This window comes from Prochlorococcus sp. MIT 0701 (genome assembly GCF_000760295.1).
Taxonomy (GTDB): domain Bacteria; phylum Cyanobacteriota; class Cyanobacteriia; order PCC-6307; family Cyanobiaceae; genus Prochlorococcus.
The window spans coordinates 1-20,153 of sequence record NZ_JNBA01000012.1; the positions used below are offsets into that span (position 1 = coordinate 1).

Annotated in this window: 20 protein-coding genes, 1 tRNA gene and 1 pseudogene; 11 read left to right on the forward strand and 11 right to left on the reverse strand. The window is 53.9% G+C overall.

What is annotated here, in order from left to right; all coding sequences use genetic code 11:
• Positions 1-164: 164 nt before the first annotated feature.
• The 3 genes from EV12_RS02600 to EV12_RS13070 are packed head-to-tail and all read right to left on the reverse strand — an operon-like array spanning position 165 to position 3,953.
• Complete coding sequence (locus EV12_RS02600; protein WP_036911568.1) at positions 165-956, reverse strand: hypothetical protein; 792 nt, start codon at positions 954-956, stop codon at positions 165-167.
• Positions 956-3,520: a VapE domain-containing protein gene (locus EV12_RS12860; RefSeq protein ID WP_052043456.1), complete on the reverse strand. Its 2,565-nt coding sequence runs from the start codon at positions 3,518-3,520 to the stop codon at positions 956-958. The genes EV12_RS02600 and EV12_RS12860 overlap by 1 nt, the downstream gene beginning before the upstream one ends.
• Positions 3,521-3,563: 43 nt before the next feature.
• A complete protein-coding gene (locus EV12_RS13070; RefSeq protein ID WP_072014266.1) occupies positions 3,564-3,953 on the reverse strand; it encodes a hypothetical protein in 390 nt (129 codons plus the stop codon).
• 234 nt (positions 3,954-4,187) lie between these two features.
• Here EV12_RS13070 and EV12_RS14755 point away from each other — a divergent pair, with 234 nt between their 5' ends.
• On the forward strand, positions 4,188-4,433 hold the full coding sequence (locus EV12_RS14755) for a hypothetical protein (protein WP_036911570.1): 246 nt from the start codon (positions 4,188-4,190) through the stop codon (positions 4,431-4,433).
• A gap of 78 nt (positions 4,434-4,511) precedes the next feature.
• Positions 4,512-5,636 (forward strand): THUMP domain-containing class I SAM-dependent RNA methyltransferase, encoded by a 1,125-nt coding sequence (locus EV12_RS02620; RefSeq protein WP_036911571.1) that lies wholly within the window; start codon positions 4,512-4,514, stop codon positions 5,634-5,636.
• Between the two features lie 580 nt (positions 5,637-6,216).
• On the opposite strand, the gene EV12_RS02625 is transcribed toward EV12_RS02620, so the two are convergent.
• Together EV12_RS02625 and EV12_RS02630 are read right to left on the reverse strand one after the other, a co-directional pair.
• A complete protein-coding gene (locus EV12_RS02625; RefSeq protein ID WP_036911573.1) occupies positions 6,217-6,603 on the reverse strand; it encodes a phage holin family protein in 387 nt (128 codons plus the stop codon).
• Positions 6,603-7,067 (reverse strand): DUF883 family protein, encoded by a 465-nt coding sequence (locus EV12_RS02630; protein ID WP_036911575.1) that lies wholly within the window; start codon positions 7,065-7,067, stop codon positions 6,603-6,605. The genes EV12_RS02625 and EV12_RS02630 overlap by 1 nt, the downstream gene beginning before the upstream one ends.
• A gap of 383 nt (positions 7,068-7,450) precedes the next feature.
• On the opposite strand from EV12_RS02630, the gene EV12_RS13950 reads away from it, so the two are divergent.
• Positions 7,451-7,618, forward strand: a complete 168-nt coding sequence (locus EV12_RS13950; protein WP_193742125.1) for a hypothetical protein — start codon at positions 7,451-7,453, stop codon at positions 7,616-7,618.
• A 500-nt stretch (positions 7,619-8,118) separates the two neighbouring features.
• On the opposite strand, the gene EV12_RS02635 is transcribed toward EV12_RS13950, so the two are convergent.
• A complete protein-coding gene (locus tag EV12_RS02635; protein WP_036911577.1) occupies positions 8,119-8,334 on the reverse strand; it encodes a Nif11-like leader peptide family natural product precursor in 216 nt (71 codons plus the stop codon).
• Positions 8,335-8,720: 386 nt separating this feature from the next.
• Between EV12_RS02635 and EV12_RS02640 the strand changes: the two genes are divergently transcribed.
• The 3 genes from EV12_RS02640 (at position 8,721) to EV12_RS02650 (ending at position 13,908) form a co-directional block, all read left to right on the forward strand.
• Positions 8,721-9,077, forward strand: coding sequence for a hypothetical protein (locus tag EV12_RS02640; RefSeq protein WP_036911579.1), 357 nt, complete (start codon positions 8,721-8,723; stop codon positions 9,075-9,077).
• 51 nt (positions 9,078-9,128) lie between these two features.
• Positions 9,129-12,737, forward strand: coding sequence for a chromosome segregation protein SMC (smc, locus tag EV12_RS02645; protein ID WP_036911581.1), 3,609 nt, complete (start codon positions 9,129-9,131; stop codon positions 12,735-12,737).
• 61 nt (positions 12,738-12,798) lie between these two features.
• Positions 12,799-13,908, forward strand: coding sequence for a PRC-barrel domain-containing protein (locus tag EV12_RS02650; protein WP_036911583.1), 1,110 nt, complete (start codon positions 12,799-12,801; stop codon positions 13,906-13,908).
• Positions 13,909-13,921: 13 nt separating this feature from the next.
• Here EV12_RS02650 and msrB read toward each other — a convergent pair whose 3' ends face one another.
• The 3 genes from msrB to EV12_RS02665 form a co-directional block, all read right to left on the reverse strand.
• Positions 13,922-14,356: a peptide-methionine (R)-S-oxide reductase MsrB gene (gene msrB, locus EV12_RS02655; protein ID WP_036911739.1), complete on the reverse strand. Its 435-nt coding sequence runs from the start codon at positions 14,354-14,356 to the stop codon at positions 13,922-13,924.
• A 48-nt stretch (positions 14,357-14,404) separates the two neighbouring features.
• Positions 14,405-15,682, reverse strand: a complete 1,278-nt coding sequence (locus EV12_RS02660; protein WP_152562311.1) for a glycosyl transferase — start codon at positions 15,680-15,682, stop codon at positions 14,405-14,407.
• 39 nt (positions 15,683-15,721) lie between these two features.
• Positions 15,722-15,803 (reverse strand) — tRNA-Leu (locus EV12_RS02665).
• Positions 15,804-15,926: 123 nt separating this feature from the next.
• On the opposite strand from EV12_RS02665, the gene accC reads away from it, so the two are divergent.
• Positions 15,927-17,273: an acetyl-CoA carboxylase biotin carboxylase subunit gene (gene accC / locus EV12_RS02670; protein WP_036911587.1), complete on the forward strand. Its 1,347-nt coding sequence runs from the start codon at positions 15,927-15,929 to the stop codon at positions 17,271-17,273.
• Between the two features lie 17 nt (positions 17,274-17,290).
• Here the strand turns inward: accC and EV12_RS02675 are convergent, their stop codons facing one another.
• A complete protein-coding gene (locus tag EV12_RS02675; protein ID WP_036911744.1) occupies positions 17,291-17,611 on the reverse strand; it encodes a YggT family protein in 321 nt (106 codons plus the stop codon).
• Positions 17,612-17,699: 88 nt separating this feature from the next.
• Between EV12_RS02675 and psbX the strand changes: the two genes are divergently transcribed.
• From psbX to EV12_RS02700, 4 genes are all read left to right on the forward strand, one after another.
• Positions 17,700-17,819, forward strand: a complete 120-nt coding sequence (gene psbX, locus EV12_RS02680; protein ID WP_011130957.1) for a photosystem II reaction center X protein — start codon at positions 17,700-17,702, stop codon at positions 17,817-17,819.
• 104 nt (positions 17,820-17,923) lie between these two features.
• On the forward strand, positions 17,924-18,904 hold the full coding sequence (locus tag EV12_RS13080; protein WP_072014267.1) for a Ycf66 family protein: 981 nt from the start codon (positions 17,924-17,926) through the stop codon (positions 18,902-18,904).
• A 29-nt stretch (positions 18,905-18,933) separates the two neighbouring features.
• On the forward strand, positions 18,934-19,449 hold the full coding sequence (locus tag EV12_RS02695; RefSeq protein ID WP_413314962.1) for a hypothetical protein: 516 nt from the start codon (positions 18,934-18,936) through the stop codon (positions 19,447-19,449).
• A complete protein-coding gene (locus tag EV12_RS02700) occupies positions 19,446-19,952 on the forward strand; it encodes a hypothetical protein (protein WP_036911594.1) in 507 nt (168 codons plus the stop codon). The genes EV12_RS02695 and EV12_RS02700 overlap by 4 nt, the downstream gene beginning before the upstream one ends.
• Before the next feature lie 17 nt (positions 19,953-19,969).
• Here the strand turns inward: EV12_RS02700 and EV12_RS14520 are convergent.
• Positions 19,970-20,131: pseudogene (locus tag EV12_RS14520) on the reverse strand (chlorophyll a/b-binding protein); the annotation flags it as partial.
• Positions 20,132-20,153: the final 22 nt, after the last annotated feature.

The window sequence follows — 20,153 nt, forward strand, 5'->3', positions numbered from 1 at the left end:
AATGCAACGCAAGCTGGATCGTCAGCATTGATTGCGTTATGCCCTTGCGTAGGGCTGCGTGATTTTTCAATCGACGCCCCCTCCTTTTAGGTTCTTCTTAAGTGAATTAATCAAGGTGGCCTCCCAGCCCTCAAAATCATTAGCGGCAGGCCGTTGTTCGTGGTTCACCAGGCCGCCAACACTTTTGATACTCCTGTGATTAATTCCGTTTTTGCTTCTGAGCTAGTTCGCCAGCCGATTGCTACACCGCTGAGCCTTGGCGCTAAAGCTAGAAATTGATCTCGCACCCTGCGACTGCGATCAAATTGTTTGCTAGTTACATCTGTAACTAACACCACTTCAGCTGCCGCCTGTTGTGCTCTGAGGCGATGAAGTCCACCGCGTGCTCGTTCAATATCGGCTTGTAACACCTCCAGCGATGGAAGCTCAGATGGCATAGCTAATTGCACGGGCGGCTCTGTTTCTTTTTCTTCATGTGCATTTCTCTGTGCTTGATCACTTGCCGCCTGCAAGGTGCTGTTAATGCTTGAAAGCATTAAGCCATATGCATTACTACTCTCAAGCAGCTGTGGTGCAATCGATTGTGCCCAACTCTTCATTAGTTTCTCAAGCAGAGCGAATACTTCCTTCTCTGGAATCTGAATCTGCGCGGTATTACAAAACTTTCTTTCCTCTTCCTGCAGCTGTAGCAATAAAGAACGGCCTTGCCACCAGAGTCTTTTACGACGTTCTAATGCCAACGCCTGCCGGGGACTGAGTGAACTTTTATCGGCTTGCTCTAATTGATGCCAGACGATCAGCAAACGCTCTAGATCTACTTTTGCTGGACGTCCAGGTTGAATGCAGGCCTGCAATCTTGGTTCGGCCTGCGCAATCCGTCGAAAACTGGTGAGTGGTAGCCCAATGTGGCGAGCAGCTGCTCTAAGGCTCACCACTTGGCAATCAGAACTGCTCATTAAGAGATCCCTTTTCGTGGCCCCCAATGCGGATCATCACCGGCGTCGATATCCCAACTGCTGCCTTGGACATACCGCTGAGAACTCTGTGGTGTGGTCACAAGATCCATTGCAATGCTGTTGACCTCCGACCTCGGCACCCCGGCCACACCAACTAGGCCAGAACCTTCTCGCGCTCGATTTGTACCTGCGCACACCACCCCATCAGGCTTTAACTCCCACCTCTGAGTCAACTCTTTTGTTTTTGATATGTCCGGTGTGACCACAACCGCAGATCCTTTGCTGTTACTTGGATCTTCGCTATGGCCAGTGGCATGGCCATCGGTGTGACCGCTCTGGCCAGACTGAGGAGCCCAAAGGCCTGCAAGTCTTTGTCCCCCAGAGACACGACGTCGGCCCCACTCCCAGCCGGCTTGCTCTGCAATTTGCCGCACCCTTGCACTGAGTTGGTTATTACGACGCTCAACAGGGACACCGAGAAACTCCAGTAAATCAGGGCTTTTCACAGGACCAGGTGTGTGGAGCTTTAAGTAGTCGAGAACCTGATCAGTCCACGGATCAATCTCAGTGAAGTCACAATTACGCCCTGCAATCGCATCCCGCTCTGATTCATCGCAAACGTCCCATTGAACGCCCACTTGGTACTGCTCGACGGCACGAGCCCAGATTGCATCTCGATGCTCCTTCGCCCATGCCAAAGGCAACATCCGATCAGAAATCCGAATGCAAACAAATCGAGTCGACCCGGTGGCGTCTCTTAGAGGAGACCCGTTGCTTGTCGCCCAAAATACGAATCGGCGCGGATGACGTTCAGGAGCACGTTCATAGGGAGCGCGGTAGGTGTCTATCCGCTCAGTCAAAAACGCCTTGAGCTTTTCCTGATCCGCTCGACGAGTAACGCCATCCAGCTCTGCCAGCTCAACCCCCCATGCGGTTCGGCATTTCATCAACGCATCACGACCTAAGTCCTCAAGACCTTCAGTCCAGTAATCAACTCCAAAAAGAATTCGACCAAGAGCTGACTTGCCCCGCCATTGCGGACCAACCAGAACCGGCGTCTGTCTAATGCTGGCACCAGGCTCAAAAATACGAGCAACACCAGAAACTAAATATCGCGACAGAAACGCAGCTGCGATCGGATCATCAATTCCCAGCAAGAACCTATCCAGTCGCTGCCACTGCTTCATCGGCAAAGGGTCTACTCGCAGCATCGTCTCGAGATAATCCTGAACAGGGTCAAACTGGTTCTGCTTTGCGATGAGCTGCAAAGCATCAGAGGTTGCCTCTTTTGGCCAAGTCGCTGCTGACGTCGAAAGCCTCACGTACAGCCTGCCGATGTCATTGGCTCCCAGAACCTGATCCGCTACATACACATCACCTGTACGGATGTTCAGTCTTGGCTTCCCGCCTAATACCCAAGGCAAGTTGCTAAGGACCTGATCGGCCTTAAGACGATGACGGAGTCCTGGAAAAAACCTTGCGTCACGTGAGCCCTCCGGTATTGAGGACGATCGTGGTGCAGACTCCTGCCCCTGCTGTTGTCGCAACCAGAAGCGCTCGCGCCCTGGCCAGCCGGGATCCGGTTCTGACGATCGACTCTCTGCAGATCGCAAAACCTTGATCAGCTCGTCTTCCTCAAGCGGCGGTTCGCATCGAGCAGCGAATTCACGGACTATCTCTTCTGAACAACCGCTGAACTTGATTCCAGCTGCCCTGGCGGCATTCTCCACTGCCATCGTTCCAACGGCCAACCGGAAACACTGGCTGTTGCGATCACCCTCCTGAGCACCTTTCTCCACTAACTGTTCCTGATCTCGACTCAACAAATTCGACAGATCAGGCAACTCCTTTGGCTTAGCAATCGCTTTGCTGATCTCTTCAACGGAATACCTAGCCCCAGCAGCATTGGCTATCTGGCATGGCTTGCCTGTCTTCGGGTGAATGGTGCCGGGCAATCGCATTACCCGGGAGGGATTATTGATGCTGCGATCAGCATCTGCAAAATTCAGCAAGCGCTTCTGCAGATCGCGCCATTGCTCTGGAGCTAGCGGCTGATCGAGCACCCAATAGCTATGAATGCTCTTATGGCCGGTATCAATCTGAACCGTCGGCTCTGGCAAGCCCAGATCACGCCAGCAGTCCAGCTGCCATAGCCGACTGCAATCATCGTGCTCAATAAAAACAGCTGGGCATGAAGTAATACTCTTGTCGTTGTCGCCGTTGTTTCCAATGACGGCATAGATGCTGCGCCCCTCTGATTGCCATTGCTTGATTAGGTGCTGGGAAAGTTTTCCTTTGCGGCCACGATCGTTGTGATTGCCTTTCGGCAGAATCCCACGGATTCGGGTGGAACTTGGATCCTTCCTCAACAGCTCCAGAAAGCGCTTAATCTGATCAGAGGGGTCCTCCTGAAAGCAACGCTCTAGTGCCAAACGAGCGTCATCAAACATCTTTAGAGCACTCTCGTCACCAGCTTCAGCAAGGTCACAAAGTTGGCTTACGTTGAATTTTTTGAGATAGAATTGTGTTGAGTCATTGTTCAGAAGTTTCTTGATTTTGGACATCAAAGAAGCCCCGGGAATGCAACCCTCCGGGGTTATTTATTGCTCAAGCCCTGGCTGCCAATTTCGAGCAAGCGCCAAATGTTTCAATCTCCTCAGCTGGTAGACGCTGGAATACTTCAAACGCCTTCTCGGTGGCATCAGGCTTCCATTGCAGACGGCCTCCTTGGACTAAACCGGACCAGCGATAATCACGGCCCTCTTTAAAAGGAGTAATCGCACTTCGTCGCATCGCTAATAGCGACTTCACGTGAATCCCAAGCCATTGCGCCATCAATTCAGACGAGAGCAAGCCACTAGGGATCAAAGAATGATCATTCATGAGAGTTATGCGGTTTGTATTGACCTGTCGCCGGAACCCGTTCAGCCATTGCTTGAGCCAACAGTCAGAGACTGAAACTGCCGGAGGTTGCACTGCTTCGTAGAGCAGCAGCACGAAAAATTTGGGCTTACTGAGGTGTGTTTGGCCGGTTCGGTTGATCTCCTTAATTATAACTCTTAAAAACGGCACTGCACTACTGGTAGCGTACAGATAATCCCATGAGCACCAGAAGAAGCGTATTTTATCCCGAGTTTTATCCCGAGTTTTATCCCGAAGGTGTTTCAGACCGAAACACGTGTCCCTTAAAACCCCTCTTATAGCAATAAAAGAGGGGCCCTTCCAGGCCCCATGAGTCATTTGGGTGATAAGGCTGACCTCACCCCATCTCCCTTATTAGGGTCAGGCAGCCACGAGGGCAGGCTGACGGGAGAAACGAACGATGTTGTTCGCAGTTACGGATTTGCTCTTACCGAGCAGGCTTCAGTCACCCTCCTCATACCCCGTCGAAACCATTGCAGCCCCAAGAAACCTGAAAGAGGAATGGAGCTGAGCGGAATCGAACCGCTGTCCGAGACACTGGTGTGGATCACCTAGTCCGCCAAAAGGTGGACACGATCATTCTGACAGGAATGCTGTTCTGTCGCTCAACAACCCGTGGGGTGTAAAAGCTCAATGCAAGCGATCGCCGTACTCCCCCAAGGATTAGAAGAAGAAGGCGCTAAAGAGCTCACCACTCTTGGGGCCAAAGCCGTGCGCCCGCTCAGACGCGCTGCGGCTTTTGAAGCCAACATGGCCTGCTTCTATCGGCTGCATCTACAAGCGCGCCTGCCATTTCGCCTGCTCAGGGAAATTGCCCAATTCCCTTGCCGAGGGCCAAAAGAGCTCTACTCAGGTGTGCAATCAGCCTTCGACTGGGAACGTTGGCTGCATCCCTCGATGAGCTTTCGTGTCGATGTCACCGGCAGCGGCCCTGGCCTCACTCACAGCCACTTCACAGCCCTGCAGGTAAAAAATGCGATCATCGATCTACAACGGCAGCTATGGGGTGAGCGATCTGATATCGATCTGCAAGACCCTGCGCTCTGTTTGCATCTCCATCTCAATCGAGATTGTGCCGTCCTGAGCTTGGACGGTTCAGCTGGCAGCCTGCACCGCAGGGGCTACCGAGCTGCAGTCGGCGCTGCGCCTCTCAAAGAAAACCTTGCCGCCGGACTGATCAGACTCAGCGGCTGGGATGGCTGCGTGCCCTTAGTTGACCCCCTGTGCGGATCGGGCACCCTGCTGATCGAGGCAGCCAGTATGAAGCTTGGCCTTGCACCAGGGTTAAAGCGTTCTTTTCTCCTAGAAGGTTGGGCAGATTTCGATCCTCAACTCTGGAGCGAGGAACAAGCACGAGCCAAGCAACGAGAACGCAAAGATCAATCGCTGCCAGTGATCATTGGTTGCGACCGAGACCCCAGCATCACAACACAAACAAAAACCAATGTGGCCGAGGCAGGCCTCGGCCATGTTGTAGGCATTCAAACCTGTGATTTTCGCGACCTAGAACTGCCAAAACAGCCAGGAGTAATGGTCTGCAACCCTCCCTATGGCATCCGAGTTGGCCAGGATGAAGACCTAACCGCTCTCTATGAAAGCTTCGGTCAATACGCGAAAAAACATGCCTCAGGTTGGCAGCTGTGGCTGCTGAACGGCAATCCCAGCCTCAGCCGATCACTGCAAATGAAAGCGAGTCGGCGGATTCCAGTCAGCAATGGCGGCATCGAATGCCGTTGGCTGAACTACGCCATTCGCTGAACCGCAGGGCAACTTGATCTATCAGCAGCAATCTTCAGATTCACGGCACTTTTTAGAGGCCCTAATCATCCAATAAGGTCCCAGAGGTATCAAAGAAAACATCAGCCTGCAATCTGCCAAGCTCTTGCCCTAAAATAAAAGGCAAGCTCACTTGGAAAGATGCTTAGCCACCTTTTAACGCCTACCAACCTAGTTATTTTTGCTGTTGCATTTACAATCAAACTCCTTGTTGCTGGCTACATTATCTTGAAAGTACGCAAAAGGATTGCATGATGACTTGGCTGCTATTAGGAGTGATAGTGCAAGGTGATCTTAAAAATAAAGCCCTAGGCTAAGAAGACGATAACTTACCTTTTGCAATTGACGTAATACATCAAATATTACTGCGCTTATTAATCTTTATTGAACAATCTTAAGAGTCGGAACGATGACTCATTGAAGACTGATTAGATCAATTCATGATGTGTATATTTGATGCCATTTTTTCTGATTGTCGACTCTCATGCCAAGCACACCATTCAAAGCAAGAGAGTCCGTTGCCATTCAGATGTCTTGAATGAAAACTACGCCATTCGCTGAATCAATGGCGCCCGAGCACCGCCCGAGTGGTTTTCGACAAACCCTCCAACGTCTGTGGCAAATACGGCCCTTTGGCGAGCTGACCACCAAGGCGCAGGCTCACTCCTGCCAAGACAACATCAAGAACTGCGATAGCAAGCAAACCCTTCATCAGACTCCAACCCCAAACCTCCTGCATCCAAAGCACCAAAGCCACTTCCACAGCCAACAGCGCCAGAAGCATCAACGTGCCTCCCATGGCCAGGAAAACGCCTCCACTAATCAAACGGCGTTTCTCTCGATCCACCTCCTGCAAAGCAATACGCACATGCAGATCCATGACTGAAGCAGCAATCGCAGTCACACGCGCGCCCGCTCCTGATCCGCTTGAACGTTGTTCGTCGCTCATCAGGACCGCCGACCTCCGGCGAAAATAACTCCAATCAGTACACCGATTCCAGCAGCCATTGCAACAGCAAGCAACGGTCGCTGCCGCACAGGACGTTCAATCCGCGGCCGCAGTGTGCTGTTCAGCTCATCGAGAAGCTGCTCGAGCTGCTTCTCCAATGGCTCCAGACTGTCGGCCAGATCCCTGGTGCGGTCACCAGCAACCTGAAATAGGTCCTCCAGCTGATCACGCACACCATGGCTCGTTAATCCCGAATGCTGTGAAATCACACGAACCATTTCATCAAGGCTGCCTCGTGTTGCTTCCAGTGTGTCCCAAGCCAAATCTGGCCAATACTCTTGGATCGTGGGCAACAAGCTCTCAAATCGTTCACGGAACCTCTGTTCAGAGGGATCTGCAGTACGCGAAGGCTCAGTATTGACTTGGGTCTGTTGATCGCCGGATGCGGAATTCTCTGATTCCATGAATTCCAGACGGTTGATCTCAGCCTAGTTAGACCTGTGCAGGAGCGAAACCCCCCTGTAGCTGGAATGCATCGAAGCCTGCTGCCTGAATGCCACTGCCACTGCAACCGCAACCATCACCCAGCTCTTCGCAGTGCATTCATAAGCGTCATTGATTTGCAGAGGATCTGACCTGCTCAAAAGTTGATCAACAATCCTTGGGTATCTCAGAACTCAAAGGATCCTGAGCACTACCCCTTGAAACGAATCGCCCCTGACGGAACGACTCCTCTCACAAGGCTTTCGCTCAACTTGCCAGATATGGTGTAGTTGTTGCTACTACCTTCTCCAGATCTAGTGCGTTACAACTCCTACATGAACAAAATTCTCCATTGATGGAGTTTATGAGCGATTCCGTAGCTGAACATTTAGGGACTTTGCAACCCATTGTTCCTCCTCGTCTAGAGCGCATCCGGGAGCAAATCAGTATCCAAGAACTTGAACTAAGCCTGGCTCGCCTTGGCCTCACCTCACCAACCTCTAATGAGCTAACCGAAGTAATCGCGAGCTGAAACAGCTACTCCACCAGCACGACAATCTTGTTTGCATCGATGAGCATGACTTGACTGGAATCAACTCCAACATTTGCTTGCTGCCTATAACCACTGAATCAAGCTGATCGATAGTCCCAGATCTTTTACTGCCCACAACAAGCACGCTGAGGCATCCTTGCTTAATCGTGTTCAAAAAATGTCTAGCAAATACACCCTTTCGCTCAAGCTCTTGTGCTGGCCTCTGGCGACAGATGATGATCTCCTTTAGATCCATCCGTGTAGCTGGCGCTATCGGCAGAGATCCTTCTGGAGCCTTATCAAGGCTTAGCGGAAGCGAAGGTGATGCAAAAGATAGTAAAGAACATAAAGCGAGATTTTACCAAGCAAGGGAATGCTAAAAATTCCATCTATAAATAACAATTTTAGAGCCTTATACCAGTGCAGTTTACCCCTAAATTTTTACTCTGCTTGGCAAGAATTAGGACTCAGCTAAAATCAACAAGTCTTCCAAGAAAACATTAGCTATATTCTCCAGGTACATCCTGTTTCCTGACGGTCACTCGGTCCACCTTTTGTCCTGAGATCCGCAGCAGCTCATCACCTGAGAATTCATAACCAAGGCCGACAGCAAGGTTTGCCACCTCATCAGCCGTGGAAGCACTTAAGACCTGCTGGCGCAGGTCAGAATCATCCTGCATTTTGATAAGAAAGGCTCGGAGTTGCTCGAGGGACAAAATTTAGAGAACAAAGGCTTCAGACAATGATATTCAAAACCATCCTGCGATGCTAAAAAGATCAAGTTTTACAAGGCAAGATAGCTTGACCATCCCTTTGCAAAGAGACATACCTTAAGGCTGCCCAAATCCGACACCAAAGCAAAGGCACTAAAACGCAGTCGCTGGTCAAGAAGAAACCTACAGAAGAGACCGTATATGCGCAGCCTCATCTACTACATCAATCATTAGTACTGATCAATTGCACTTCCGCTTTCACGATGAACAGAGGGATGCGAGCTATTAAAGATCGCAAACATCAATACAAGGCCGATCAATACTGGATCTATTACTGATTCAACTAAGCTAATGCAATTAGGTTTTTCTCTCTGAATAGATTCGTCCTATTGGAACATCGTGGAGCGCCGAATGATCCGCTCGGGTGTCATTTTGATTTGCTCCTAGAAGACGGCCCCGCATGTCGAACCTGGCGATTGCCGCAGATCCCACGATTAGATGGTCCAGCGGTAGAAGCCATTCCTCTAACAGTCCATAGGCTGGCTTGGCTGGATCATCATGACGCCGCCGTCTCAGGGGGACGCGGTTGGGCTAGACGCATCATCGGCGGACTGTTCAGCGGCTCCCTGCCTATCGACTGTGAAGATCGCTTGAGTGTGCGCCTACAAAGCACTGATCTGGAGGGGCACTTGGAGATCAAACACAGACTCTGCTGGATCAGATCCGAACCGAGGGCGAACCCTTGAGCTTCAAAAAAAATTCGGTAAAGTTGCCTTGCTGAGAGCCCGTGCAACCTGTTGGTTCACATCAATCAGGTTGGGCTTACGCAGTTCAAGTCCTTTGGGGGGTCGATGACCATCCCCCTCGAAGAGGGCTTCACAGTCGTCACAGGCCCCAACGGTTCTGGCAAGAGCAACATCCTCGACGGCGTTCTCTTCTGCCTTGGTCTTGCCACAAGCAGGGGTATGCGAGCAGATCGACTGCCTGACCTTGTCAACAGCCGCATCCTTCGAGCAGGCAAGGCAGCTGAAACCGTGGTGAGTGTGCGCTTCGACCTCAGCGACTGGCAGCCCGATCCAGCCGAGGCAGGTCTGGAGCCACCAGAGGAAGGTCCTTGGATCAAAGCTGATCAAAAAGAGTGGACCGTTACCCGCCGCCTGCGGGTCATGCCTGGCGGCTCCTACAGCACGAACTACAGCGCCGATGGCGAACCCTGCAACCTGCAGCAACTTCAAACCCAGCTGCGCCGACTGAGGATCGACCCAGAAGGCAGCAATGTTGTGATGCAAGGCGATGTGACCCGCATCGTCTCAATGAGTAACCGCGATCGCCGCGGCCTGATCGACGAACTGGCTGGTGTAGCACTCTTCGACAGCCGCATCGAACAGACTCGCTCCAAGCTCGATGATGTTCAAGAGCGGCAGGAACGCTGCCGGATCGTGGAACAGGAACTGCTGAGCACACGGCAACGCCTGGAACGAGACTGCGCTAAAGCCCGCACCTACCAGGAACTCCGCCAGCAACTTCAATTGGGTCGGCAACAGGAACTGATGCTGGCCTTTGAAGCAGCCAAGCAAGGTTTGCGTGATCTTCAAGCACGACACCAACAGCTTGGCGAGCAAGAGGTACACGACGCTGCAAACCTCAAAGAGGCCGAAGAAAAGCTGGCGAAGGCCGCCGCCAACCTGAAGACGCTGCAAGAGAACGTGAAGGCCCTCGGCGAAGACCAGTTGCTAGCGGTGCAAGCCGAACTGGCGGGATTGGAAACCCAGGCTCGTGAACTCGAGCGCCAAGCGGAGCAACACCAAAATGAAGGTCAGCGCCTCCAAGGCGTTCGCCAAGACCTAAGTAACCGCCGCAAACAACTGCAACAGGAGGCTCACAGTCAAACCGAAGATCCCCATCGCGCGGCCTTAGAAGATGCTGAGAAAACCTGCAGAGAGGCCGAAGCCGCTGTAGAGGTCTCCCGTCGCCGCCTTGGAGACGCCGCCGGTCGCTCTGGTGCTTGGCTTGAGGAACAACGGCAGCGCAGCTCTCGCCGTCAGGAGCTTCAATCCACCCTTACACCACTGCAGCAGGAGCAACAACAACTTCAAGAACGCCTGCGACAAGACGGAGCGCGGCGAGTGGAACTCGAAGCAGAGCAGCAGCGTGACGGCACCGAAGACCAGCAGGTACAGAAACAGCTGGATCAACTCGAACAGGAATGGCAGACACTCCTCCAGAACATCAGCGACAAGAAAGAACAGGTTCAGCAAGCCGCTGAAGCCCTTGCAGTGCAGCAACGTACCCGCAGTCGACTAGAGCAAGAACAAACCCGCTTGGAAAAAGAAATCGCCCGGCTAGAGAGTCGTCGCGAGACCCTGCAGGAGAGTCGTGGCACTGGAGCTCTAAGGCTGCTGCTTGAAGCCGGTCTGGAAGGTATCCACGGCCCCGTTGCCCAGCTTGGGGAGGTAGACGATCGCCACCGACTTGCTTTGGAAGTCGCTGCGGGTGCACGACTCGCTCAAGTCGTCGTAGACGACGATCGCATTGCCGCCAAAGCCATCGAACTGCTCAAAAGCAGGCGAGCAGGCCGGCTCACCTTCTTGCCTCTCAATCGCATCAAAGCACCTGCAGCTAGCAGCAATAGCGCCCTAACTCGAGGCCGAAAGCCAGACAACGTTGATAGCAGCACTGGGCTGATCGGCAAAGCCTTTGAGCTGGTTCGCTTTGAGCCCATTTATGCCGAGGTCTTTGCCTACGTCTTCGGCGAAACTTTGGTCTTTAGCAACCTGAAATCTGCCCGGCTGCAGTTGGGACGAACTCGAGCCGTAACTCTTGATGGAGAACTGCTAGAGAAGAGCGGTGCCATGACAGGCGGCAGTTTTTCCGGTCGTAGCAACAGCCTTAGCTTTGGTAGCAGCAACGATGGAGATGAGGCCGAACCCCTACGCCGCAGGCTTCTTGAACTTGGAGAAACCTTGGTGGCTTGCCGCAGAGAGGAAGCTCTCCTCAGCCAACTCCTCGAGGAAGCTCGCCCCTGCCTAAGAAATCTTGAACAGCGCCAAGCCGCTCTGGAAGCCGAACGCAGCGCAGCCCGCCGCTCCCATGGCCCCTTGATGGAGAGACGTCATCAACGCTCTCAAAAAGTGGAGGGGCTACAAGCGCATCAAAAACAACAGCAGCAGCGACTGAACGCTCTCATCGAAAAGCTGTCTCCCCTCACCCTTGAACTGCAGCAACTGGAACAACATGAGCAGGAAGCCCAGGCGGATGGCGATGCAGAGACATGGCAACGATTACAAGCGGATCTTGAAGCCGCCGATGAAGCACTTGGGACAGCCAAAACGAATCGGGATCAGTTGCTGACTGCTCAGCAGCATCGCCACCTCGCCCTCGAACGCCTAGGCGATCAACAAAAGGGCCTGGAGGCTGAGGAAAAAAGACTGCAGGAAGCCGTCCAGGCGCTGGCAACTGCCCATGCTCAATGGCGTGACCAGCAGCAAGAACTGCAAGCGCGAAAACAAACACTAGAGAGCCAACAACAAGACCTACAGACTCGCTTTGGCGAACAACGGCGCGCCCGCGATGCGGCTGAAGCAGAAGTAGCAAACCAGCGCCAAGGCCTACAAGAGGCCCAGTGGAACCTGGAACGCCTCCGACAGGATCGCCAAGCCCTGGCCGAAGAGCTTCGCAGCGGCGGCCTCCGACTCAAAGAACTCCAACAAGCCTTGCCAGACCCTCCCCCGGAGATCCCCGCAGAGCTTCGCAGCGCAGGACTTGAGGCCCTTCAAACCGATCTGCAGCAGCTTCAAAGCCGTATGGAAGCCCTGGAACCAGTGAACATGCTGGCGCTTGAAGAACTCGAACAACTCGAACAACGACTCGGAGATCTGGTCGAAAGGCTTGAGGTTCTCTCCCAGGAGCGAGAAGAACTCCTACTGCGCATCGAGACCGTCGCCACCCTTCGTCAGGAAGCCTTCATGGAAGCTTTTGAAGCAGTTGATGGTCATTTCCGTGACATCTTCGCCAGCCTCTCTGAGGGCGATGGCCACCTACAACTCGACAACCCTGACGACCCCCTCGAAGGCGGCCTCACCCTGGTAGCTCATCCCAAAGGCAAAGCAGTGAGACGCCTTGCGGCTATGTCTGGTGGAGAAAAATCGCTTACGGCACTCAGCTTTCTATTTGCTCTTCAGCGCTTCCGCCCATCTCCCTTCTATGCCCTCGATGAAGTGGACAGTTTCCTCGATGGGGTGAATGTGGAACGCCTTGCTGCTCTGATCGCCCGCCAAGCAGAACAAGCCCAGTTCATGGTTGTGAGCCACCGCCGACCAATGATCGGCGCCTCCAACCGCACCATCGGGGTAACCCAGGCCCGTGGAGCTCACACTCAAGTCGTGGGATTACCCAATGCGGCGTGAGCTGTTTCCTCAAGCCCTTGAGTCAAAATGACTCGATTCGCCCCCTGTTGAGGGCCTGCGTTTGACGACAAACCCATCCCCGAACGATCCACTGGACAAGGTTCCTAGCGACCGCCTCTGGCTGCGCTCAGAGCTCATGGGCACCGACGTGATCACCCGTGATACCGGACGTCGTCTCGGCGTAGTGGGAGAAATCGTGGTTGATATTGATCGCCGTGAAGTGGTGGCCCTAGGCCTGCGAGACAACCCCCTCACCCGTTATCTACCCGGCCTTCCACGCTGGATGCCACTTGATCGGATCCGTCAGGTGGGGGACGTCATCCTCGTGGATTCCTCTGACTCTCTCAAAGAGGGTTTCACCCCAGATCGCTACAGCCGAGTGATCAACTGCCAAGTGATCACAGAATCTGGCCAGCAACTAGGCAGAGTCCTGGGGTTCTCCTTCGACATCGAAACAGGGGAACTCACAACCCTGGTGATTGGAGCAATAGGTGTCCCCATATTGGGTGAAGGGGTCTTGAGTACCTGGGAGATGCCGGTAGACGAGGTGGTCAGCAACGGCGCAGACAGGATCATTGTGTATGAAGGCGCAGAAGAGAAGCTCAAGCAACTGAATAGCGGCTTCCTCGAAAAACTCGGAGTTGGCGGCCCCAGCTGGGAAGAACAGGAGCGAGAGCGCTACAGGATGAATCTTGTACCAGTGGAAAACCAGCTCAATTCAGGACAGCCCACAGAACAGGAGCAGCGCCGGCTCCAACCTTCCACCACTCAAACCTTTGAGCCGGAAGAGGAACTTGAATACGTTGAAATTGAAGAGCGTCAGCAGGAAGTCATCCCCCAACAGCGCTATCTCGACGAAACACCCTCAAGCTCCCCAACGCGCTACCGCAATGACAGAGAAGAAAGAATGACCTTCGAAGAACCTCCTGCCTATGAACAAAGGCCAGTCTTCGAAGAATCAGCTGCCTATGAACAAAGACGAACCTTTGAAGATCAACAACCGCAAAGACCAAGGCCAGCCTCACGTCGACCTGTTCAGAGCCTTGGTGATCCCCTTGATGTGGAGCCCCTCGACTTTTCAGTACGTGATCAAGCTGGCCGAGACCGAGATGCAGAGGTGGAGGAGCCGCCACCGCGCCGTAATGGCACCGAACTAGACGACCCTTGGTGACGTTCGATTCAAATCAAACCTCTGACTGCTCGGAAAAATCAAGCGAAGCGCTGTTCACGCAGTACCTCTGACCTGTAGGAACTGGTCCGTCGTTAAAGACATGGCCCAGATGAGCCGCACAGCGAGAACAGTTGATCTCAGTACGCTCCATTCCATGACTCGTGTCCTGATGGGTGGTAATAGCACCTGCATTTACTCCATCCGAAAAGCTCGGCCAACCAGTGCCTGAATCGAATTTTGTCGCTGAGCTGAATAGTGGGGCTCCACAACAGACACAGCAATACATCCCTGCTGCCTTGTGGTTCCAATAAGCACCTGTAAATGCTCGCTCCGTGCCTCCCTTACGGGCAACCTGATACTGCTCACGAGTCAACCTGGCCTGCCATTCCTCAGGGCTGAGCTTGATCCAATCCACTGAATCGGAAGCGGAGGAATCAGACCTGGACATGGAAGGGAACAGAGAAAGGACCTGCAAGACCCTAAACAGCATTCAAATCTAAAAAGCACCGAGAGCTTTGGGCAGCAAACGACGCACCTGCTGAACCAGTGCAGACACAGCCCCAGGTTGCCCACGCAAGCTGCGCAGATCCTCGCGCAGCCCCCTGAGCCGTTCAGGAGATTCCAGCCAAGCTGACGCCTCATTAGCAATGTCCTGTGGCGAAATTGAGCCCACTCGTTCCGGAACCACCATGCGTCCAGCAGAAATATTGGGCCAAGCCAGGAATCCATGGCGACGCAGCCGCCATGCACTGAGCAAGACACCAATGCACCAACGCAATCCAGGGAGCCGAGCCAACAAACCCATCCAGCCATCCCATGCCTGCATCACAGCCAAATGCTGGGTGGGCACGATCACAATCATTGGCAAACCGAGCGCCCCCAATTCGGCCGTATTTGCCCCCACAGTGGTAAGAGCTAAATCACATTGGCTCAAGGGACCATGCGCAGGATGGTCCTCTTGGAGATAGATGACCGTGCCGGCCCTGGTGATCAATCTTCGCCAAGGCTGATCAAGCTCAGCTGGCCTGATCATGGCAATGGCTGAGCGATAGGCAGCAGCAATCGGATTGCTCGAACTCATAAAGCTTTCCAACTCCTTCACGCTTGTGGTGGGTGCAACAGGCAGCAAAAACCGACATCCAGGTCGCAGCCGAGCCAATCGATCAGCCGCCTCCAACAGGAAAGGAACCCCCACGCAGAGCTTGGCCCGTTTAGACCCCGGCAATAAAGCCACCCAGTCGCCTTGTGGCAGCGGAGCTTCAGCTCGTGCAAGACAAGACAAATCCGCCATCAGGTCCCCCACCACAGTGCAACGTTCCCGGAAACGACGTGGCAGCTGATCCCGCACTTTCGGAGACATCGCAGCAATGCAGTCATTCCAACGAGGCCAGCGGGCCACCCACTCGGCGTAGGTGAGATGGCGGTAGCCCAAGCGGGCTGAAAGAAGCACGCTCCAGAACTGATCTCCACCAAGGAAAACCACCACTCCTTGGCGAGGCCATGGCCCATAGCGGCGGGGAAAGAACAACAAATTCCAAAACTGCTGTGCTGGCGTGATCTGCTCAAACTGAATCCATCGCCTAGCCGCATCAGCCTCCTGTCCTGTGGCATTCGGGCAAGGCACCAACACCAGCCTCAGGTCAATAGGCGAGCTTGCAGCGCGAGGACGCATCAAAATGCTGCGATGCAGGCTCTCAGCAATGGGTCTAACCCAAGTCGCTAGTTCGCCTGGACCATTGGAAACCAGCACCACCGCCAGCGAAGCGTCCGGCATGACAGCTGGAGGGAGTGAGGTCAAGTTGTAAGGAAAGAATGCGGATGGCGAGACTTGAACTCGCAAGGCCGAAGCCACACGCCCCTCAAACGTGCGTGTCTACCAATTCCACCACATCCGCGTGGCCGACTCAACCTCGCGAGCTTCGTCGATCGAGGATCATACCGGCCAATGGTCCAACGTTTTGCAAAGTTGCCTGGCAAGGAGCGCTGATACGATCCGCCCAAAGCCTGATTACTGCGGGATGACCATCGGCAAGGTGCTGATCGCCAACCGCGGCGAAATTGCCCTCAGAATTCTGCGTACCTGCAGAGAGCTGGATATCCCCACAGTGGCTGTTTACAGCACCGTGGATCGCAATGCGCTGCATGTTCAACTTGCTGATGAAGCCGTCTGCGTTGGCGAGGCCCCTAGCAGCAAGAGCTATCTAAACATCCCCAATATCCTTGCGGCTGCCACCTCCCGCGGGGTCGATGCAATTCATCCGGGCTATGGATTTCTGGCCGAAAACGACAGATTCGCCGAAATCTGTCGTGACCATGGCATCACCTTTGTAGGTCCTTCCCCCCATGCAATCCGCTCCATGGGAGACAAGTCGACCGCTAAGGCGACCATGCAACAAGTCGGTGTTCCGACTGTGCCAGGCAGCGAGGGCTTGCTAGCCAATCCAGAAGAAGCAGCTGAGCTAGCGAAGGAAATGGGCTACCCAGTGATGATCAAAGCCACTGCAGGCGGGGGTGGCCGCGGCATGCGCCTGGTAACCACGCCAGACCAACTGGAAAACCTCTTCAAGGCCGCCCAAGGAGAGGCCGAAGCGGCCTTCGGCAACCCTGGGCTCTACATGGAGAAATTCATCGACCGGCCCCGGCACGTCGAAGTGCAGATCCTGTCAGATCGACACGGCAACGTCATACACCTCGGCGAGCGTGACTGTTCCATTCAGCGACGTCATCAAAAACTGTTGGAAGAATCCCCCAGCCCAGCCCTCACCCCCGAATTACGCCTCCGCATGGGTGAGGCTGCGGTGGCCGCCGCAAGGAGCATCAACTACGAAGGCGCTGGAACCGTGGAATTCCTACTTGATCGCAAGGGTGACTTTTACTTCATGGAAATGAACACCCGTATTCAGGTTGAGCATCCCGTCACAGAAATGGTGACAGGCATCGATTTGATCGCAGAACAACTGCACATCGCCGGCGGCGATCCCATCAGCATCAAACAAGAGGACATCCAACTAAGAGGCCATGCCATCGAGTGTCGAATCAATGCTGAAGACTCCACCCACAACTTCCGCCCCTCACCAGGGCAAATCACAGGTTGGTTACCACCAGGAGGACCAGGGGTACGCATCGACAGCCACGTCTATACCGGCTACGACATACCGCCTTTCTACGATTCATTGATTGGCAAGGTGATCGCCTGGGGGCATAACCGAGACGCGGCCCTCAAACGAATGAAAAGAGCACTCAATGAATGTGCTGTCACAGGCATCCCCACCACAGTTGAGTTCCATCTCGAACTGCTCAATCGAGAAGAATTTCTTAGAGGAGATGTTCACACCAAATTCGTCGAGCAGGACATGCTCGACTGAAATTGCTTCGCTCAATCTCACGCAATGGCCTGGCTCTTAAGAAGCATCTGAGAAAGCAGTCCTTGCTGGCCAACCAACAACTCCCTCAACAAACTGATCAATCCAGCCCATATCACGGGAGTGACATCCACTCCACCAATGGGAGCCACCACACGGCGGGTTATCGCCAAAAGAGGCTCCGTAGGCCAACTCACCAAAGGCCAAAACCCCTCGCTGAGCTTCACCTGGGGATACCAAGAGAGCACGATCCGGAAGATAAATGTCAGCGTCCAAAACGCAAGCGAAAAGGCCAGAACCAGATGCAGTGTTGGCAGCGCTTGAATCAGAACTGGTGTCACAAAGCTCAAAGCATCAGCAGTTCCATCGTAGAAAGTCACCCCTGATCATTAAGATCATGATGGCCTTGCCCAAGTCAGAACCACTGCTATGACCGCTTCTCTCGCCAATTATCTAAGCAGCCTCGTTTGGGCCGCAGTAATCGTGGTAATACCAGCTGCCGTTGCCCTTGTGTTGATCAGTCAAAACGACCAGATGTATCGCAAGTGATCAGGTTGACCGAAACTTCAAAGCACCCTTGGCGCACTTCGTAGACTGAGCTCAACGAGGTTGGTTTTCAACCTCCTGTTCAGGCGTTTTCAGGGGGCGCAATTGTGGTCAATGCCAGTCTTAACTGGGGCAGCATTTGTGGAATCGTGCTTGCAGTAGGCGGTGCTCTGCTGTATTTCATGCGATCGTTCAAGCCTGCCTTAGCACGCGACTACGACGTCTTTTTCGCAGCCATTGGCCTGCTTTGTGGTGGGGTTTTCTTTTTTCAGGGGTGGCGCCTGGATCCGATCCTGCAGTTCGGCGTCTTCCTGCTAGCAGGCACCACCATTTTTTTCGCCTACGAAAGTGTCAGATTGAGAGGCGTAGCTGTCGAGGGGGCTCGGCGTTCCTCTTATTTCGATGATGAACCAGCCCCGCCTATCAACCAGGGGAGAGAGGGTGGCCTAAGGGGTGGCTGGGATGAACCCTATGACCGCTTTGAGGAACCCCAACCGGTTCGAAGACGCTTCTCCAGTCGAGATAACGACGATGCTGACCGCCCTCAGGAAGACTTATACCGGCCCCGCAAAACCACAAGAGCTGCAATACCAGAACAAGCAGCAAGCCGCCGCCGCAACAAGGAGGAAGAGTCCTGGGGCGAAGACTCAGAACGCTCTCGGCGCATGGCCCGCTTCGGCCGCCAGGATGATGAACAGAACAATCGTCCTGACTTTGGAGAACGCCGCAATGTTCGCCAAGATCAACGCCGGGGCAGCCGTCCCTCAGCCAATCAACAAACCAGCAATCGAACCCAATTAAGCAACGAGCCAAGACCTACGACCAGAGGGGGCTACGCCTCATCAAGAAAACCTGGTGTCCCTCAAGGGTCTCAGATTCGTCCAGAGGCTGAAGATGCGGCCTACTCTCCTGCAAAGTCCAGGTCGACGGGATCCAGGCCCACAGCATCAAAACCCTCCCGAACCCAAGGCAATCCCTCAGCCACCAGAACAGAAACTGCTCCTCCTTCATCATCAATGCCTGAGCCAGGACGCTCAGCTCCGCGAAGTTCAAGACCTCGCGACAACAGTTCCCGTTTTGACGACTGAAGACCATTGCCAACAATCTGCGGCAACTGATCCTGCTTTTTGGCTGCCTCAGCCTTGGGAGCTGCATCAATTCGATTGAGAGAGCACCCGGTGGCCTGCTTCAGCGCAGCCAGCAAGACCCGGCCCTCAGCGGCAATGGCGAAATGCTGGCAGTGATCGTCGATCAGCGAGGCAGGCCAACCGTTCAGCTCCGCGATCTTAGAGACGGAAAGATCCTGCCACTACGCCATTTCTCCCGTCACCAACCTCACAGTTCTCCCTCCCTGAGCTGGAGTGGACGCTATCTGGCAGTCATCACACAAAAAGGCAATCGACGCCTAACGATCATTGAAGACCGTCTAACCGGAAGGATCCACCCGCTCCCCCTACCGGGGGGGAGAGATCCTGTGAGCCTCAGCCTTGCACCAGATGCACGCCAGTTAGCTCTGCAAGTGGCCGATCAGGGCCATTGGCGCGTAGAGCTCTTCGATCTATCTCAAATACTTGAACCAGATCAAATCAGAGGACTGAAGCGCTCAACGCCGACTAAAGAGGGTAGGCCGTGAAATATGGGTTCTTACGAGATCTGCCGAGTTGGCTTGTAACTCTGCTTATTTGCTTTGGGCTGGTTGCTTGCGGAAGAGAAGCATTGAGGCCACTCCAAGGCATCAATCGCTCACTGCTCCAATCCGCTAGCAGTCGTCGCCAACCGGCCCTTGGCGAGCGTTGGTTGGCCACTCTGGCCAACCATCAAGGAAAAGAAAGAATTGAATTGATCGATCTACGTAGCCGCAGACCGGTACTACTTCCTGGCCTGAATCGAGCTGATGCTCAGCCAATCAGTGTGAGCGTGAGTGCCAATGGCGAACGCCTGGCACTGGTAAGACAGCGTGACGACCAAACGGAACTGTTGCTCTATCACCGCAGTATGGGTACTGTTCATCGGCTTGAGCTCAGCGCCAAAGGGATCCCTCGCGATGTGATTCTGGATGGCGAGGGTCGACTTCTAGCAGTTCAAGTCAGCCGAGATGGTCGTTGGGATGTGGACCTGATCCGTTTACCAAGCTGATTCGACAACCCAACCACTCAGGACAGCAAACCGGCCCAATGCAAGAAGGTGTCGCGACTCACCACTTCGATGAGCAGCACAGCGGCCAATCCAATCATCGCGAAACGCCCATTGACCCGTTCTGCATAGGCACTCCAACCAAAAGCGGGAGGATCTCCCGTAGTCGCACTATTGACGGGTGGCTGTACCTCTGAACTTTCA